At 41.5% G+C, this 15,492-nt stretch carries 9 protein-coding genes; 5 read left to right on the forward strand and 4 right to left on the reverse strand.

Annotation, left to right across the window (positions count from 1 at the left end; genetic code table 11):
- Window positions 1-3: 3 nt before the first annotated feature.
- On the reverse strand, window positions 4-927 hold the full coding sequence (locus DP117_RS21810; protein WP_169220337.1) for a ribonuclease D: 924 nt from the start codon (window positions 925-927) through the stop codon (window positions 4-6).
- A 434-nt stretch (window positions 928-1,361) separates the two neighbouring features.
- On the reverse strand, window positions 1,362-7,136 hold the full coding sequence (locus DP117_RS21815) for a translocation/assembly module TamB (protein ID WP_169220338.1): 5,775 nt from the start codon (window positions 7,134-7,136) through the stop codon (window positions 1,362-1,364).
- A gap of 704 nt (window positions 7,137-7,840) precedes the next feature.
- Between DP117_RS21815 and DP117_RS21820 the strand changes: the two genes are divergently transcribed.
- The 3 genes from DP117_RS21820 (at window position 7,841) to DP117_RS21830 (ending at window position 11,619) form a co-directional block, all read left to right on the forward strand.
- The gene (locus DP117_RS21820) at window positions 7,841-8,263 is read left to right on the forward strand and encodes a DUF3110 domain-containing protein (RefSeq protein ID WP_169220339.1); all 423 of its coding nucleotides are present in this window, start codon (window positions 7,841-7,843) and stop codon (window positions 8,261-8,263) included.
- A gap of 189 nt (window positions 8,264-8,452) precedes the next feature.
- On the forward strand, window positions 8,453-9,382 hold the full coding sequence (gene murQ / locus DP117_RS21825; RefSeq protein ID WP_169220340.1) for an N-acetylmuramic acid 6-phosphate etherase: 930 nt from the start codon (window positions 8,453-8,455) through the stop codon (window positions 9,380-9,382).
- Window positions 9,383-9,960: 578 nt separating this feature from the next.
- A complete protein-coding gene (locus tag DP117_RS21830; RefSeq protein ID WP_169220341.1) occupies window positions 9,961-11,619 on the forward strand; it encodes an alpha-amylase family glycosyl hydrolase in 1,659 nt (552 codons plus the stop codon).
- 95 nt (window positions 11,620-11,714) lie between these two features.
- Here DP117_RS21830 and DP117_RS21835 read toward each other — a convergent pair whose 3' ends face one another.
- Window positions 11,715-12,737, reverse strand: coding sequence for an AraC family transcriptional regulator (locus DP117_RS21835; protein WP_169220342.1), 1,023 nt, complete (start codon window positions 12,735-12,737; stop codon window positions 11,715-11,717).
- A gap of 177 nt (window positions 12,738-12,914) precedes the next feature.
- Here DP117_RS21835 and DP117_RS21840 point away from each other — a divergent pair, with 177 nt between their 5' ends.
- A complete protein-coding gene (locus DP117_RS21840; protein ID WP_169220343.1) occupies window positions 12,915-13,538 on the forward strand; it encodes a cupin domain-containing protein in 624 nt (207 codons plus the stop codon).
- Window positions 13,539-13,634: 96 nt separating this feature from the next.
- Complete coding sequence (locus tag DP117_RS21845; RefSeq protein ID WP_169220344.1) at window positions 13,635-14,369, forward strand: DUF4386 domain-containing protein; 735 nt, start codon at window positions 13,635-13,637, stop codon at window positions 14,367-14,369.
- Window positions 14,370-14,929: 560 nt separating this feature from the next.
- On the opposite strand, the gene DP117_RS21850 is transcribed toward DP117_RS21845, so the two are convergent.
- Entirely contained in the window at window positions 14,930-15,082 is a 153-nt protein-coding gene (locus DP117_RS21850; protein WP_169220345.1) for a hypothetical protein, read from the reverse strand.
- Window positions 15,083-15,492: the final 410 nt, after the last annotated feature.

The following is a 15,492-nucleotide window of genomic DNA, read 5'->3' on the forward strand; positions in this document are numbered from 1 at the left end:
TCATCACTTATCATTGTTTTCTTCACTCTCTTGATTTTTCGGAGTCAATCGCCAAGTCGTAGTGTTCTCAATATCTACAGATAGTTGTTCGAGATTTTCTCCTAAATCTTTTTGTAGTTTCTGAGTCAGTGTCATCGGAAAATTGAAATCAATCTCTTGAGTTTGTACGAGCTTTGCAAGTTCTAGAAATGAGACTTTCACTGTTTTTCGCTCGTAAGAAGAAAGCTTGAAATGTGAACTTTCTGATAAATTCTGAGCAAGCATCGCTTTTTTGATTCGTTCTTGTAAATGTGCAAATTCTGAATCTACAAGTTTCCACTGTTGCTCAAGCTCTGCATATCTTGCATTTAGTAATGTTAAGTTTTCTGTTGCTGGTTCTGGATAAATTTCTCTGTTTAATTCTATCAAACGTTGATGGACTTGGGCAAGATAAATGCAGTCTAGGTAAGCATACTCTATTTGTTCTTCTGTGAGTGGTCGTTTTCCCCAGTCACTATTTTGTTCTTGTTTATCTATATTTTTAAAATGACAAAGTTCTGTTGCCAGAGTTTTTAATTGGTAGTTTGGTAATGGTAAAACATAATAGGGGATTTGTTTAGCGATTTCTAAAGTACATGTGATATTTTTTGCTTGCTTGTTACCGAGATATTTCACATCAAAACTAGCATTATGAAAGACTTTTGAAATCTGGGGATTGAGCATGATTTTGTCAATAAACTCAGCTACAACGTCAGGATGGTTGAGTACATCAAAAATAGAGATGCGATCGCCACTTAAATCTGTTGGATCGTCTAATACCTGAATTAAGGATAGTTTAGGCTGACGACTTTTGTAGTTTGCGATTTCTGTATCAATCCACAAAGTCTTCGCTTGAGTATATTCAGCAATAAGAGAACGAATTTCGCTGGCTGAAGTAAGATATGACATGAGGTGATATTTCTCAAAAAATGACTGGAACTAGGGGTGTAGGGGGGTAAGGGGAGCCAGTGCGTTGGGCGGGTTTCCCGACTTGAAGCACCTGGCGTTGTAGGGGTGTAGGGGAAGATGTTTCCGTACTTGCTCTACTCAGATCTTGCACCTGAGTTAAAAACCGGGTTTCTTGAGAATACCTGCTCGTAGAAACCTTAATTTCTCGTTTAGAAACCCGGTTTTTTGGATCTTGTTGAGAATGGTGCAAGATATCAATCTACTCCCCTTACCAATGTAGAATCCCCTGGCTTTCCGTTAAGATAAGCGGAGCGAAATCTTAACAGCCAGGGGAGTGTCAAACCATCTGCAACAGGGAGACTATTCTCGCTGGTTCCGGGAAGCCATTAAGGATGAATCTTTGGCGCAGAAAGTTAAAGAGATTGAGGAAACTGTTAAAACCTCTTGTTATACTCAATGACTGCGCGATTATCATCTAATAAATTAGTTGTTGCGCGCACACGAACAGAATTGTTGACTCGATAGTTGATACCCCATTGAAAAGGATCGCTTGTTGTTAAAATCTTCAAGGTAGAAATAGAAAACCTACGAGTCAAGTCCATTCCAGCCTCCATTGCTAACTCTAAACTCGAACTTGTTCTCCCTGCTTCTATGGTGTCAGAAAGAATAGTTGGGAATAGACGCAGTTCGCTTAAACCCAGTGCAGTTCCAATTTGGTTGAGAGGTTCTTGAAGGTTGTTTAATACTGCCGAACCTGCTATATTTATGAGTCGCAAGGTAGTGTCGTTGCCCTGTTCTTGTGGATTTACAAATCCACCTCCAAGCAGGGCAACTATTTCTGTTTCGCTGCGTGCAGGACTGCTTGTCAGTTCTAGACTTTCGTCCAGTTTACTAGCAGGACCTTGTACTCTGGCTTCAACACGAATATTTTCTAAAGATGCCAATCCTGTGATATTCGGTTTATTAAGATCTGTATTTTGAATAACGTCGAGTACTTTGGCAAATAGTTGGATGTCTAAATCGGGGTCACGAGGTTGTTTTGCCCTAAAAATTGCTTTATGCTTATAGCCACGGGCAAGGTTAAACCGAGTTGTAAATAAATTGACGCTTCCTTCTTTTAGCCGGATAGTTCCTTCTGGTATTGGATCACCAAACGAACCGTTGACGGTTAGGGAACCTGTTGCGCGGAAACTGAGAATCGGTGGACGAGTAATTTGTACGTTTTTGCCTAGCTTTAATTTGAGGTCGTTAAATTTGGTGGCTGCATTGCTAACTTTAAGTTTATTTTGCTTTGCTGCTTTGAGACGTGAGACATCCATACCGTTACCATCTGTAGGAGTCGTCGCATTTGTCGATTCTGCGAGTAAGACTTGACCATTATCTAACCGTAATTTACCACCAACGACTGGGTTAAGGGCAGAACCAGTTAAAAGTAAGTCACCACTGACGTCTCCTTGATAAAGTTCCTTGATATTCAAAGCTAATTGGTTAAGGCTAATGTTGAGAGGATTATCTATTTTTGTTTCTGGACTGGCGATCGCAATTTCCCCTTTCGCTTCTACTTTACCTTGGTTATTATACTTACCTTGAAGATTTTGCACGACGATGCGGTCTAAACCAAACTGCACTGTTCCTGTTACATCTGTCAGCTTTCCTGGTAAAGCTTGAGCGCTAAAGGTGCCATTATTAATGGTGGCAAGTCCATCTACTGTCGGTTGTTGTCTTGTACCTCGTACTGTAAGATCTATTTGTCCTTCGCCCCCCTCAAAAGCAACTTGGTTGGTTAACAGGTTTAAAACTGCTAATCCTTCGTTTTGCACTTTCATATCCAGACTAATATTATCGTTGTCTGGTTGGACGGAAGCAAAAGGCAATTGGTAGGGTATACTTCCTGTGACTTTAACTGGTTCTGCGCCAGAAACTGTCACCTGAGAACCAAAATCCAAGCGACCATTGACATAGTTGAAACTGGCTGTTGCTGATTCTACTCCCTTTTCATTTAGAGTCCCTTGTGTGATTTGCAATTCTCCCTTTGCTTGTGGATTGCTAACACTTCCTGCTAAAGCTGCTGTGCCATTGAGATTACCTGTAAAACCAATCGGTAGTTTGACAAAGTTCTTTAACATTTGTAAAGGAAAGTTAATCACTCGTAACTGACCAGATTGTTCACTACCACCAATGTCACCCGTGAAAGCAATCAGCTGATTTTTAGATTCTATGCGCAAAGGTAACAACCTGAGAACACCATTATTAAATCTACCTTGAGCAATGACTTGTTGTGCTTGATAAAATTGTTCTGGTTCATTTGCCCTACCCCAAACGAAGTTTTGACCGTTAATGTTAAAGCTAACATCCAGTCCGTTTGCTGCTGCAGTATCTATAGAGACTTCACCATTTAAAGTTCCGTTTAAATCTGCTAACCCCGGTATGGGAGAAGCATCGCGACGCTGTTGTTTTTGTTGTGATATTTGGGATTCAATTTGAGTAAAGCGCTGAAGTTGGTTTAACAATGGCTGACTATCTGCTAACCCGACTGACTGAATGGAACTCAAATCTGCTGCTGTTCCATAGTTTGGTTGTGATAAACCACGTTGAACATCTTGGAATTCGTATATTTGTAGTGCAGTTAAGACATCTTGCACTTGCCCTTGGGTGACGTTCAGTTTACCTTGAATTTGCGGACCTTTGGGAGTTTGCTTGAAAGTTCCAGCAACAGCGTAGCGACTGGCACCTTTGACAAATTCTCCATTTGAGATGGTAGTCTGATTCTGATCGTAACTAAACTGTGCATTCAGGCGATCGCCTTTAATCTGACCTACTTGAGGCTTAGCAATTGCAATCTCTCCCTGTGTGGCAAATGTCTTTTGATTAACTTGAAAATCTCCGGTTAAAATTCCGGAGATCGCCCCCTTTCCAAGATGAGTATTATCAGGTGGGGTGATATTCAAAATCGCCAAGGGGAAATTTTCCACTTTCATTGCCAAATTATCTCCTTGACTTTGACCGCTTGCAAATGCGTTCTCCCACCTCACCAAAAAAGAGTTGAGACGATTGTTTGCATCTGCTTTCACTGCAATCTTGTCTCGTTTACCTGCGACATCTAAATTTAAACCTTGTCCTTGAACCGACTCAACATTTCCAGTTAACACCGACTCAAAAGGCAATTGATTCACCACCAACTCGCGTAACCTCAATTCCCCTTGTATATTTGGCGCTGGTAATGTTCCGCTGATTTTTCCTCCAAAATCGGCTTTCCCTGCTAAAGTCACAGCTTTAGATAACTGCATTGGCAACTTTTTCAGGTTGAAATTTTGTGCTTGTACATTCAGATCAAAACTACTAACTTCCGGGATACCTGCCTCACTAGATTTAGCATAAACATAACCATTCGCATTCAAATCTGGTGAAGTTGCTCGCTCAACGTTCAGCTTTTGTCCATCCCAGCCAACAGTTGCTGTCAGTGGTTGCTCAATACCACCAATGCCTTGTGACAATTGTACCTGACCAGAGGCACGCAGGTTAGATATGTTGAAACTTCCCACTGTGCCCGCGACTTGCAGTTTACCACCAAACTGCCCCTGCAACTGCTGCGACAATCGTTTTAATTCTACACCAGAGGCATCAACCATCGCCTGGTAGCGACCATCTGCCAGTTGAATATTAGAAGCACTTAGAGTTCCACCCGCAACATTAAGTCGTGCTTTACCTGTGGCTTTTATTGTTTTTAGTTGAGAATTATTTGCTAAACCTGCAACCTGAAATTGACCTGTGACATTACCGGAAAACTGCTGTGGAACTTGTGTCACTTGCTGCAAAGGAACGTTACTTGCCGTAAGTGACATTTGATAACGACCGTTAGCGAGTTCGATGTTGGAAGCAGTTGCTGTTCCATTCCCAAAATTTACACGTGCTTGTCCTGTCGCTTTCACAGCTTCTGGTTTGAAAGATTCAACTGAACCAGTAACGTTGAACTGTCCGGTTAACTTGCCTTGAAATTGCTGGGGTAATGGTGTTAATTTTTGGAGGTTGACGTTATTAGCATTGAGTTGTGCTTTGTACACACCATCTGCTACTTGGATATCAGAAGCTGTAATTGCGCCACCACCAGTTAATAAACTTCCTTCACCGGTAGCACGCAATGTTTTCAGGTTGAAAGCTTCTGTGTTTCCCCAGATTTGGAACTTACCTGCTAATGGTCCTTGTAAATTTTGGGGCGCTTGTTTTAACAAACGCCCCAATTGTACATTATTTGCAACTAATTGAGCAGAAAAGCTTTGCTCGCCAAATTGAATGTTAGAAATACCAACAGTACCACCTGCTAGTTGAACTTTTGTGTTCTCTGTGGTGCGAACCGTGGTAATTTTAAATGGGGCTGAGGTTCCTGATAACATCAGACGACCGTTGAAGCGTGCGTCATCAACAGAGACATTTTGTAGTTGACTAGGATTGACAAAACGCTGCACTTGTACTTGGTCAGCATCGGCGATCGCCTGCCAACGTTGATTAGCCCAATGACCAGCAATTCGTACTTTACCACCAGCGACGTTCAAAGCAACATTACGGAAAGAAACAGATTTGTCTGGGGCTACGATAGTTTCTCCAGTTCCAGGGTAAGTTGCTTGAGGTGCTTGCCATTGTACTGTTGTTTGAACATTCTCACCTGTCCCAGTCAACTGAGCTGTACCCAACATAGTACCAATTTGGAATCCAGGTTTTGTGTCGTAAACAGAGGCAATTGCATCTCCCGGAACATTCTTTGCTTTGACATTAAAATTTAAATTGGGGACTTTATTCACAAATCGAATCGTCCCAGCGCCTGTGACTTCACCGCCGACAGTCGCTTTGCCTTGAATATTTTTAAAAGTGATGAAATTGGCAACAGGAGAAAACTCAAACTGTGTGCTGACACTCTTAAAATCAACTTTGTCAATTTTTGCTGGCTTAATTGTCGCCACTGTGCCAGAGAGAATTGGGTTGGTGGTTGATCCAACAACTTGTAAGTTTGCCTTAACTTCTCCGGTTGTTGGTATTGGCAATTTTACTTTTAGAGTTTCCCAAGCATTTGCCACATTCACCGAGTTGACACGAGCTGCTAACTTGTAGCCTGTTTTCGAGTCGATAGTACCGCCACCGACCAATGGTATTTTACCATAACCAGCGCTGACATTCTCCAGTTTAATTTCAGTTCCTTGAAAACGTAAGTCACCTTGAGAGTTGATAAAAGGTTGTACCATCCGGGGAACCTGAACTTGAACCCCTTGTAAATGAGCATGACCAAAAATGAGCGGATTTTTCTGTTTTTGTTTGAGTTGAATATTTGGAATTTTCAACTCACCCTCAACTCGACCTGCTTGTAATTGTACGGGTAACTTAACGATGCGAGAAATATCAGCAGCCTGTACATTTTGCCCACGCAACGAGTGTAAATTAATTTCTTGTGTCTTTGGACGAAGGTCTCCTTGTATGAAAAGGTTACCACCATTATTTGGTTGTCCACCCAAATCAAATTTAACGAGTTTGTAATTTTCTAATAATTGAGCAGTTCCGTTGATGTGTGAAAATGCTACACCAGATGAGTTTGGGAAGTGGGGTGTTTGGGAGGTGGGGTGTTTGGGAGAGTTTTGTTGAGCTTTGTGTTCATCTCCCTTTGTCCCGATCTCCGCATCGGGACGAATGTTCCACTGCGGTACCAGCATCAGCTTAGCATTACGAAACCGTAGGTTGTCCAAATTCGTTTTAATTATGCTCTGTTGACGTGGTGGCGTGATGGTAGTTGTCAGCCAGCGTCCTTGTTCATCTTGTTTAATGTAAACATCTGGGTTAACTAAGGTAACGTCTAACTTCAGCCTTCGGTTAAACAGCAACTGAAACGGATCAAAACCGACTTCCACAACCTCGGCTGTCACTTGATCTGGATCTGTCGATGTTGCTGGAATCGCTGAAGCCCCAAATTTTGCTCCTGTCAGGGAAAGCTGTTTGACTTCTCCGAGTTCTACTGGACGGTTCAGTGTCGTAGTCAGATTGCTTTGTGCCAGTGGTACTAAGTCTTGATGAATAAAATTCCACAGTTTCCAAGCACCGCCCATCATTCCAAGAAGCAAAATTCCACTCAAGGCAATGCCGCTACGATTTAAAATTAGCAACCATTGATACTTTTTATAAATATGAGAAGGTTGGGAGTGATGATCTGGATTACAAGCTTTGGTCATGTCGTCTCACTACTGACTTACCGAAACAGTCTTAAGCGCTGAGTTATCGCTTCTTTTTGAAAGTGTAATGTGATTTATATACTTTGACAGACTCAGTGCTGAGAAAGAGGTTGGAGGCTTACGCCAGTCGCATAACAGTCGCTTTCAGGGAAAACGCCACTTACGAGACTGCCAACAAACCTGTTTAACATGGTAGATTTCCTGCACAGTACTCCTGTTGTTGCAACCCGCTTACTGTCTTAAGTCTGGGAAGCGTCTTGGGCAAAAAGCTCCATCTTTTATTTGTTGAGCCATCATAGCTTTTTTTCTTTGTTTCATCCCCCGAATTTATTTGTAAGGATTGACTCAGAATTTAGCACTTTAAACACGGATGTAGTTACCACAGTTGTCAAAACCTACTGGTACACCATTGGCTACGCCTACTCCAGGATAACCGACGACATCAAGGATAGCAGCAGAAATTATGTTTTGACGCTACTACTTTTGGTGATATTTATTTTGTGATCAAAATATTAAGATTTTCTAAAAAAGTGAGAATTATTGCCTCGACTTTTCTTTGGACACCTTCTAGAACTTTAATTAAATAGGACTTACGCAAAAACTCTTTTAAACTCTCTTAACTTCGTGCTCTTTGCGTCCTTTGCGGTTTATTTTTTCATTATTTTGCGTAAGTCCTGTTAAAAATAGATGAGATGGAAGATTAGATGATTACACCTATGCGTGTTTTTGTACTACTGTTTAATGCTCGGACAGAAAATGAGGGAATTCACTCAATTCGGGTGGGCGATCGCAATAAGGTTCTGATGTTCGAGTCAGAAGACGATGCGACACGCTTTGCTTTGATGCTAGAAGCTCAAGATTTCCCAACACCAACTGTAGAGGCGATTGATTCAGAAGAAGTCAAAGAATTTTGTCAAGGTGTGGGTTATGATTGGGAGATTGTCCCAAATGAGAGCGCTTTGGCAATTCCCCCAGAAAACAACGTTGAAGAAACAGACTGGAAACTAGACTCCGAAAAGGATGTTGCTGAGGAAATTCTTCCCCCCAATCAGAAGTCAGAGGAAAAATCAGAACTTTCTGACTCGGAATTAGACAGCATTCGCCGCAAACTAGAAGGATTAATGTAGTCAGTCGTTAGTCATTTGTCATGAGTCATTAGGAGTGCGGTGGTGAACTGTCAACTCCAGTCCTTGTTTCCCAACAGCAGGCGACTGGCGTACACAGGGTTAGCAGCATCATAAAGCATCTGCCGTTCACAGCTCAAGACAAAAGACGAATGATCAAGACAAATAAGCAAGCACAAAGGACAAAGACAAATGACGACGAATTTGCAGGGGCGCGGTCATCTTTTGACTGAGCAGGTTAATCCTGATAGTCTTGAGTTAGACCAATTGAGTTCTCTTGAACTGGTAGAATTATTTAATACAGAAGATGCAAAAGCAGTCGCTGCCGTAGCTGCTGCCAAGCTTCAACTAGCTCAAGCAATTGAACGTACTGCTGAGTGTTTGCGTAACGGAGGACGCCTTTTTTACATCGGAGCGGGGACAAGTGGTCGTTTAGGAGTGTTAGACGCTGCAGAGTGTCCACCGACTTTTTGTACACCTCCAGAGATGGTACAAGGAATTATTGCTGGTGGTGCGGGTGCATTAGTCCGTAGTTCTGAAGATTTGGAGGATAGCGCTGAAGATGGTGAAACAGCGATCGCCCAACGACAAGTCACACAGCTAGATGTTCTTGTTGGTATTACAGCAGGTGGAACAACGCCTTTCGTTCACGGTGCGATCAATGCTGCTCGTCAGCGAGGAGCCACTACTATATTTATAGCTTGTGTCCCTTGTGAACAAGTCAGCTGTGATGCTGATATTGACATTCGTCTGTTAACAGGACCAGAAATACTGACTGGTTCAACTCGCTTAAAAGCTGGTACAGTCACTAAACTTGCCTTAAATATTCTATCTACAGGTGTGATGGTCAAGCTAGGTAAAGTTTATGGCAATCGCATGGTAGATGTGGCGGTAACGAATCAAAAGTTACGCGATCGCGCTCTGCGTATTTTACAAGACCTCACAGGTTTAAGTCGAGAAGCAGCAGGTTTTTTATTAGAACGTAGTGGTAAGTGGGTGAAATTAGCACTATTGATGCATTGGACTGGTTTGGAAAAAGAGGAAGGCTCAAAACTCTTATCACAATACCAAGGTAACCTCAGGACAGCTGTTGCCAGTTATAAAAACAGCGATCAACTTTGATAATTTTACTTGAAATCAGTTATCAGTTATCAATTGCGGGATATGTGATGACTGATAACTGTTAAATAAAAAATGAGAAATGAAGGTCTGTAGTAGCGCTACCGCGCAATTATGAACCTGGAGTAATAGACAAGATTACACTGATTCCCAATTCCCACTTTGGTAGTGAAGAGTGGAGCCAGAAACTTCAAAGCAGGGCGTTAAGAGTAAAAAACTTCTTTTGACTCTTCACTTTTCACTCTCATAAATGCAACAAGTCTAATCTGTAGTTAGATGTTAGATCAACAGTCTAACACTAAAAAGTTTTCATGAAGTCTTAAAAGAAAATAAATTTTTACAAAAACTTACTTCTTAAGAAAGAGGCAAAAGAGATTTGATTATCTCTAGAGGACGATTGGCTAGTTCGATGTGGGATTAGAAAATATTAATGACTGGCATGATTAATTCACCACTTGCTAATCACTAAACATTAATCACTTCAAGTCATTAGTCATTAATTGTTTAGTCATTAGCAATCTGATAACTTATATTTATTGTGCCAGCATATTTCCTGATTTCATTTATTTTGATATACTTCTATGGCAAAGCCAATTGAATTTAATTTATTTGCACCTTACAACAAAGCTGCAGCTTTAATTGGTTCTTTTTCCAATTGGGAACCAATTTCAATGGAAAAAGGTGATGATGGTTATTTTCGCACAACTGTTGACTTAGAAGATGGCGTTTATAAATATAAGTTTCGTGTGCAGTCAAGGTCTTGGTTTTTTGAACCAGATCAATGGGTAGATGTGACAGACCCCTATGCAACTGATATTGATGAATTGAGTGGAAAAGATGACGGTGTTGTACAGATAAAAGATGGGCAACGTGTTGTCGATACTTATGTTTGGCAACACGACGATAAACCTCTACCTGCAGACCACGAATTAGTTATTTATGAATTGCACGTTGGTGACTTTTCTGGTGGTGAGAATGACCCATATCCACGAGGAAAGTACAAGCACGTTGTAGAGAAGTTAGATTATCTTGCTGAACTGGGAATTAACGCTATTGAGTTAATGCCAGTTAAAGAATATCCGGGTGATCACAGTTGGGGTTATAACCCACGTTTCTTCTTCGCGACAGAATCAAGTTATGGCTCAACAGCAGAGTTAAAACAATTAGTTGATGAGTGTCATGCTAGAGGAATTCGCATCATCATGGATGGTATTTATAACCATTCAGAAGCATCAAGTCCATTAACACAAATCGACCATGATTATTGGTATCATCACGAGCCTCGTGACCCTGGTAATAACTGGGGACCAGAATTTAATTACGAACACTATGATGAAAAGTTAGATACTTATCCGGCTCGCAAATTTATTGGTGATACAGTCCGTTTTTGGGTTAGTGAATATCACCTTGATGGTATTCGCTACGATGCAGCACGTCAAATTGCAAACTACGACTTCATGCACTGGATTGTGCAAGAAGCTAAAAAAACTGCTGGCACAAAACCATTTTATAACATTGCCGAACATATTCCTGAAACGACTAGTATCACCAATGTTGATGGACCAATGGATGGGTGCTGGCACGATAGTTTCTATCATTGTATTAGGGAACATATTTGTGGTGACACCTTTGATTTAGAACGTCTAAAAGATGTCATTGACTGCAAGCGTCAAGGCTTCATGGGTGCTACAAATGTTGTGAATTACTTGACAAACCATGACCACGATCGCCTAATGGTGGAATTGGGTAACCACAACATCTTTGATGAAGAAGCGTTTAAGCGCCTAAAGTTAGGAGCAGCTATTCTTATGACAGCTGTTGGTGTACCTTTGATTTGGATGGGTCAAGAGTTTGGTGAGTATAAGCCGAAAACAATAGAGTCATCTAAAATCGAATGGAACTTACTAAGCAATGATTTAAATCGTGGCTTATTTGAATATTACAAAGGCTTGATAAACCTGCGTAAAAACAATCATGCCCTCTACACCGAAAATATTGACTTCATCCACGAAAATCCAGAGGCAAAAGTGTTAGCTTACAGCCGTTGGAATGATGAAGGTTCTCGTGTTGTTGTTGTGGTGAATTTCTCAGAAAATTTCTTAGCTGGCTATCAAGTTTCCCACTTCCCCAATGATGGTACATGGCACGAGTGGACAGCAAATTATGATGTAGAAGCTGGCGACAATAGTATTATGACTGACTTAGGACCACACGAAGCTAAAGTGTTTGTTTGGCAGTAAATTAGGCTATGACAGTCCTAAATTATTCGTGAAAAACAAGAACCCCGACTTTTTTAAAAAGTCGGGGTTCTGAATAGGACTTATTTACATCTAGCTTAAACATATGATAATCGGTAATTTCGTGGAGTTTGCCCTGTCCATCGCTTGAAAGCACGGTGAAAAGCGCTGGGTTCAGAGAAGCCTAGTAAAAATGCAATATCGTGAATCGGTGTATTCGGATTTTTTAAATGTCGCAGTGACAGTTCTTTACGAGTTTCGTCTAGCAATTGCTGAAAAGATGTGCCTTCAGCTTGTAATTCGCGCTGTAACTGACGAACACTAATTGTTAAACTACGAGCGATCGCCTCGATTGAAGGTAATTCTCCTTTTAATTGTTGAGCGATCGCCTGTACAACTTGTCGAGTATAATCGTCTTTTCGATTCATCGCATCAAGCATTGCTTCAGCATGTTGCTCAAATACCAAGAGTAAATTTGAATTGGCTGACAAGACTAACCAATTGAGACAATTTGCATCGAAGATGATACGATTGGTGGGCATCAAGAAGTGTAACCCGGTTTGAAAGATGCGCTCATGTTCAGAAATATCAGCAGGGCGCGGATACTGAAACCAGATAGCATGAGCACGTAGTGGCTTTCCTGTCAATGTTTTTGTTGCTGTTAGTAAAGATGCAAAAGTGCTTTCAATTGCGTGACGGGGTTCCTCTACTAAGTAATTTCTCAAGTCATCCACAACATCGCAGTCACACAACACCATCCCCTCAGACACAGAAAAGTGAATATGAGCACCTTGGCTAAATAGACGGGTATATCGCGAGAGTTTTTCTAAAACTTCCCTGAAAGTTTGACAGTTGACTAGCACGTAACCAACAATCCCAAATGTTGCGAGATTAAACACCTCACCTAAATGTAAGCCGAGGTTTTCATCACCTGTGCGTTTGACGCTTTCTCGCCAGACAGCACTGTGTAACGTTCCAGGAATCCGTTGATCAGGCATCTGCAATAAGGCAGAATCAATCCCAACTGCTGCACACAGCTCATCTGTATTGACTCCATATCTTGCCGCTGCATACTGAATGATACCTCGTGTGATGTAAACGGAGAATGTTGCTTCTTTCATATTTACAATACATCAGGCTATTTTTTGAGAACGGCGCAATCAGTCAACTTCTTGGCAGGACGTGTCAATTTGCGATTGTGCAGAAAGCTTACTGTTGAAGTACACAAACAGTGCATCTGAGGTCAACAACACAACAACTTCAGGGCGCTGCATTCTCACCAAACGGAAGCTCTTACAATGAAATTGATCAACGTTGAAACTCACAATCAATCTATTGCACATACGACTGAGCAACCAGAAGTTATTGTGAATCCAGTGACGGGTGACCGTATGACCATTCTCCACTCTAGCAACAGAAGCGATGGAACTTATGCAAAGATTCGCTTTGATTTACCTCCTGGAGCCAAAGGCAGTCCGCTACATTATCATACCAAAATGAGTGAAACTTTTACTGTGTTGCAGGGTTGCCTTGAGATGGAAGTCGGACGCAAAGGTAACCGCCGCATTCTGCAAGCAGGAGAACGTTTACATGTCCCTGCTGGTATGCATCACAGTTTTCGCAATACGTCTGACGAATGGGTGACATTTACGAGTGAAAACCGTCCTGGCGAGCAGTTTGAGCAATTTATTAGGGGAATGTTTGGTTTGGCGATCGATGGCAAAGTTAACCATGAGGGAATGCCAACAAATTTACTACACTTAGCGCTGTTATTGAAGAAGGCAGACACAATTTTAGTTGGTTCGCCCGTAGTTTTGCAAAAGCTGTTGATTGGGACACTTGTACAAATCGGTAATTGGTTGGATGTAGAGCGATCGCTTGTCAAATACTGGTACAGCCAAAACGAGCCAAGTGCTCAATGAATCACCTCACCCCGCCCTTACGGGCACCCCTCTCCTTAGCAAGGAGAGGGGCTGGGGGTGAGGTAATTACACTGACAGTATGGGGAGGAAAATTCGATGAACCGTTTGCAACTCGTCAGAACGACAGGAATTTTGTTCATGACTCTAGTTGTGCTCTTGAATGTACCTTATGCACTGCTGATTCAAAACTTTGAGTATGATGATATTCTACGACAGCCTGTTGATTCTGTTCTCACAAAATTTCATGCAGGTGGAGTTGGGCTGATTCTGACTTGGTTTGTCTTTGGAGTTGCAGCTTTATTGTTTATCCCGGCTAGCACATTTTTGTACAAGATTATTAACTCTGAAGATACACCCTATCTCACAGCTGCTACAGCAATGGGTGCTCTTTCTGGAATTCTACAATCTGTTGGGTTAATGCGCTGGGTATTTGTCGTTCCGATTCTGGCAAACCTGTACACCAATCCAAAGACTAGTGCAGCAACTCGTGAAGCTGTCAGTGTTGTCTATCAAGCAGTTCATCAATATGGCGGAGTTGTGATTGGTGAGTATCTGGGGCAAACGTTGCTAGTTTTTTGGACACTAGGAATCGGAATTGCAATCAGGCGATCGCCACTTTTCAAATCTTGGGTTGCTTGGTTGGGATTGATGACAGTACCACTGTTAATCTTAGGTCAAAGTGAACTCCTGGCAACAGTGATTTCCCCGATGCCTGTTTTAGAAGCTACGCCTGTGGGATTTATTTTGTGGGAAGTCTGGTTATTCGTTATTGGTATTTCTTTGCTGCGAGTACCTCGTCAACGAGTTGTATTAAAAGCAAAACTAAATTAACTGTCATGCGCTCATCGCTTTCTTGAGATTCATACAGAGAGCGATTTTTTATTGTGATATCAAATCCAGTAACATCGGAGTGATAAAAAACCGCAAAGACGCAGAGGAAACAGCGAAAAGTATGAGCGGAGGAAACCTCCGATCATACCTTTTCAAGAGAGAGGAAGAGAGAGGAGGTTGGAAATTGGGAATTTAGCTTTCCTAAATTATTTGTGCTTGTTCACTGCTCATCACTTAATTATTGCACCATCTTTTACATCACATTCCACAGGATTTGAACCTAAATACCAAATAGAAGATGTTTTTTTTATGCTAGTAATAAGAATTTTTCCATCTTCTTGAAGAATCTCAAATTATTGGTTTTCTCCTAATAGTTCTTTAGGGATTAATAACCCTTGTTCTGTTGCTGTTAATTTCATGTTTAATTACCTTGATTAATTTTGTTAGTTAATCAAATAAATTTGCTTTCCAGCAGAGGAGGTAGATAATACCTATTCAACAATTTTAACAAAATGATCAAAACTGTGCTTTGATGTTATGTTGCTGATCTATTATTCTTCTCAGTACACTTCATTTCCCTTCTTTTCTGTTCCTTGTTCTTTATTTAAGACAGTTGGTAAGAGTGCGTAGACACGCGTAGCGTCTGGTGCAGGAGTTAGCATCTGCCGTCCCATTGCCTGAAGTACAGATGTATCTTCCTGAGTCAGCCACATTCTCAAGAGTTTTTAGCTAGCCACTCTTATATCAATCCGAAAAGCAGCCACTTCAGTTTGTAGTTCAGTCTATATAGCAGTCCTATTTAATGAGTGAAATCGTTATAAGGGTTGTCAATAGTCACTGTTGATTGTTGACTCTTGAGTGCCGATCATTTCACAATTCATTCAGCATTGCTGTGTCTAAAAGAGTGAGATGCATCCGATTTCAGCATGAATTCGACGGGGTAAATTAACGCGTCAATCCCTTTGACCTGAATTCTTACGGTACATCTATGTCCTTCAACTCCCCCTCTCAACACAAACGCAATCGGGGTGTCATCCTCACACCTGTGGGATGGCGCAAGCTGGAAAAGGCTGAGAAAGAAAGCGGTCAGCACTTTAGTGAACTACCTACACTCCCCTTGCGG

Origin of the sequence: Brasilonema sp. UFV-L1 (assembly GCF_012912105.1) — a bacterium.
GTDB lineage: Bacteria > Cyanobacteriota > Cyanobacteriia > Cyanobacteriales > Nostocaceae > Brasilonema.

Coding starts and splice junctions, on each gene's coding strand:
- DP117_RS21810 (WP_169220337.1), bottom strand. CDS start 927: ATGTCATATCTTACTTCAGCCAGCGAAATTCGTTCTCTTATTGCTGAA.
- DP117_RS21815 (WP_169220338.1), bottom strand. CDS start 7,136: ATGACCAAAGCTTGTAATCCAGATCATCACTCCCAACCTTCTCATATT.
- DP117_RS21820 (WP_169220339.1), top strand. CDS start 7,841: ATGATTACACCTATGCGTGTTTTTGTACTACTGTTTAATGCTCGGACA.
- murQ (WP_169220340.1), top strand. CDS start 8,453: ATGACGACGAATTTGCAGGGGCGCGGTCATCTTTTGACTGAGCAGGTT.
- DP117_RS21830 (WP_169220341.1), top strand. CDS start 9,961: ATGGCAAAGCCAATTGAATTTAATTTATTTGCACCTTACAACAAAGCT.
- DP117_RS21835 (WP_169220342.1), bottom strand. CDS start 12,737: ATGAAAGAAGCAACATTCTCCGTTTACATCACACGAGGTATCATTCAG.
- DP117_RS21840 (WP_169220343.1), top strand. CDS start 12,915: ATGAAATTGATCAACGTTGAAACTCACAATCAATCTATTGCACATACG.
- DP117_RS21845 (WP_169220344.1), top strand. CDS start 13,635: ATGAACCGTTTGCAACTCGTCAGAACGACAGGAATTTTGTTCATGACT.
- DP117_RS21850 (WP_169220345.1), bottom strand. CDS start 15,082: ATGTGGCTGACTCAGGAAGATACATCTGTACTTCAGGCAATGGGACGG.